We start from the raw sequence: 3,103 nt of genomic DNA on the forward strand, positions 1-3,103 counted from the left end.
AGCGCTCTTGGGTCATCTGCAGGTTGACCCGCGTTGGTGCGATATACGCCAGGTAGCCGCCACCATCGATAGCAAGGTTTGAGCTCGCTTTACGCTTAAACTCTTCCAGCATCTTGGCGTCTTCGCAATAGACCCAGCGTGCGGTTTGTACATTGACCCCTTCATATAGACAGTCAACTTTGTACTCTTCCTTTAAGCGGTGGGCAACAACGTCAAACTGCAGCGTACCGACAGCACCAAGAATCAGGTCGTTGTTATCCATCGGCATAAAGACCTGCGTAGCGCCCTCTTCTGAGAGCTGCTGGAGCCCTTTTTGTAGCGCTTTCATTTTTAACGGGTCTTTTAAACGAACACGCTTGAACAACTCTGGCGCAAAGTGAGGAATGCCGGTAAAGCGCATATCTTCACCAACTGTGAAGGTATCACCAATCTGAATCGTACCGTGGTTGTGTAAGCCGATAATATCGCCTGGCCAGGCTTCCTCTACCTGAGAACGGTCTGACGCCATAAACGTTAGGGCGTCGGCAATTTTCACATCCTTGCCTATCCGCACGTGGCGCATCTTCATATTCTTTTCGTACTTACCGGAACAGACACGCAAAAAAGCAATACGGTCACGATGGTTCGGATCCATATTCGCCTGAATTTTAAACACAAACCCCGTAAAGCGATCATCTTGAGCGGTTACTTCACGGATATCTGTCTCGCGTGGCTGGGGCGGAGGCGCGTACTCAACAAACCCATCCATCATCTCTCGTACGCCGAAGTTACCCATTGCGGTACCAAAGTACACGGGCGACAGCTCACCACGGCGATAGGCATCAAGATCAAACTCATGGGAAGCACCGCGCACCAACTCGACTTCCATGCGCAACTCTTCGGCCTGCTCTTCGCCAAGTACAGCGTCAACTTCCGGGTTATCTAAACCGTCAATTCGCTTGTCATCTGGAATACGGCTGCCTTGCCCCTGGGTATACAGATGAATGACATCGTTATAGAGGTGATACACGCCCTTAAAGTGCCGTCCCATGCCAATCGGCCATGTCATCGGCGCACACTGGATATTCAGTACAGTCTCTACCTCGTCCATGACTTCGATGGGGTCGCGGATATCGCGGTCCATCTTGTTGATGAACGTTAAAATAGGCGTGGTGCGCAAACGGCAGACTTCCATCAGCTTGATGGTACGATCCTCAACACCTTTCGCACCATCAATCACCATTAACGCGGAATCCACCGCGGTTAATGTACGGTAAGTATCTTCAGAAAAGTCTTCGTGCCCCGGCGTATCCAGCAAGTTCACGATACGCCCACCATAAGGGAACTGCATCACCGACGTCGTGACCGAGATCCCGCGCTCTTGCTCCATCTTCATCCAGTCTGATGTGGCATGGCGATCATTACGCTTGCTCTTAACAGAGCCCGCTAACTGAATAGCATTCCCAAATAACAGCATTTTTTCGGTGATGGTGGTTTTACCAGCGTCGGGGTGCGAAATGATAGCGAACGTCCTTCTAAGTTCCGCCTCACGAGCTAACTGTGTATCTTTCATCTTACCTCTACAGAGATTTGTACTCAGCTATGCACTTAACCTAAAGGTCACCGACGCTGAGATGTTCAGAATGGGGCAGATTGTAACGTTATGAGGGGTTTGGTGCTATGTTCATTGAGTCAGCGCAGTGGTATGCCTAGCAAGTGTTTCTCAATTGCTTCAATCATAGATTTGGTGAGCGGCAAATGGGCTTTTTCTTTCGCCCATACTTCATGGAAACCAGCTACGGTTTGCTTGGCCGTATCCAACACCAACTTTTCTGGCAACATGGCTTTGGCCGCTAAATGCGATAGTTCATCCAGATTGAACTCACTGAACTTTTTGCTGCGGCTAACCTTTAACGCGGCACTATCATCAGCAATGTAGGGAATGGTCGAGACAAAGTCATATGCCGGTGCAATTGATGCAGAGCGCTTGTCTTTGTAAATCACAGACCAATTTTTCAAATGCATATCTGCATTGCCAATTAACGTATTGAATACCAACCTGCGAGTAAATTCAGCAATGTCTTCCTCTTGACCTTCTATGCCGATAACCTGCGCGATATTACGCATACTAGCCTTTTTGTATTTATCTTGAGGATACACGCCAAAGACTTGCGCAAAATCTTCAATATGTACTGCTTGCCCATCAGCACGGTCAAAACGCTTGATCACAAAGGCCTGAGCATTTTTAAACGAGCCGCCATACTTTTCGATTCCTTCCGGAATGTTGGCAATCTGGTTAATGGGTAGCAGCTGAATTTCCGGCACATCCATTCCTAACATTCGTGCCAATTCCATCATCGAATATTCATTTTCCGGTACGCCTTCAAAGCGAGGTGATGGCAATTTCACAATCCATGAGCCACCTCTACCCGTAGCTGGGATCGTTAAACCGCTATTAGCATGTTGTACTGCTGAAAATTTCAACTGCACACCCGCTAATGAGAAGCGCATCGCTGCTTCACATTTGGTTCCATCTTCTATTTCTTGATGCACATTAGGCGGCAGCGTTTCACCATCGGCAGTTTCAACAGTGATCGCTCCCGCTAAGTCCTGCCCTAACACCCACAATAGAAAAAACTCCCGCGCTGGGTTCACGCCAGCACGCTCTGCCAGGTAGTTACGCATCGTTTCTTCTGGCAGTAGATTGGAGAAAAAAGGCGTTAATTTGGTTTGGGTAGGTTTGAAGTTAGTGAGCAAACCACCAAGTGAATCTTTAAAGCCAAGCCCTAACACAGGCCGAGATGCATCACTCGCGTAAGCATCCGTAAAGGCAAATAGCGTTCTGTCATTGCCGACGTTGGTGATCGTTGCGATAGGCTCGCCGTAGAGCAAAACGTTTAGAGTGGACACATTGTTAATCATCGCTGTCACCATCTAAATGGTATGCAGGTGACACCTCTTCACCCTCATCCTGATTACCTTTGCTACTTCGAATGATCGACTTTATCGCTGGCACAGATTTTTTAGGCGCGACAAATAGCTCTAGGTCGAGTACACGCGCAAGTGCAATCAAGCTGGAAACCCTTAGGTCAACGCCTCCAGACTCGATTTTCGAGATATGGCT

Annotated in this window: 3 protein-coding genes; all 3 read right to left on the reverse strand. The window is 48.4% G+C overall.

The genetic code is table 11. The annotated features are described in order from the left end of the window. A partial coding sequence (locus INT22_RS12500; RefSeq protein WP_193068314.1) for a peptide chain release factor 3 occupies nt 1–1,552 on the reverse strand: 1,552 nt, incomplete at its 3' end. 119 nt (nt 1,553–1,671) lie between these two features. Further along, complete coding sequence (locus INT22_RS12505; protein WP_193060374.1) at nt 1,672–2,901, reverse strand: type II toxin-antitoxin system HipA family toxin; 1,230 nt, start codon at nt 2,899–2,901, stop codon at nt 1,672–1,674. Beyond that, the coding region (locus INT22_RS12510; protein ID WP_193068315.1) for a helix-turn-helix domain-containing protein at nt 2,894–3,103 on the reverse strand (210 nt) is incomplete at its 5' end. The genes INT22_RS12505 and INT22_RS12510, both read right to left, overlap by 8 nt.

The organism is Halomonas sp. 3D7M (genome assembly GCF_014897885.1).
Lineage (GTDB): Bacteria > Pseudomonadota > Gammaproteobacteria > Pseudomonadales > Halomonadaceae > Vreelandella.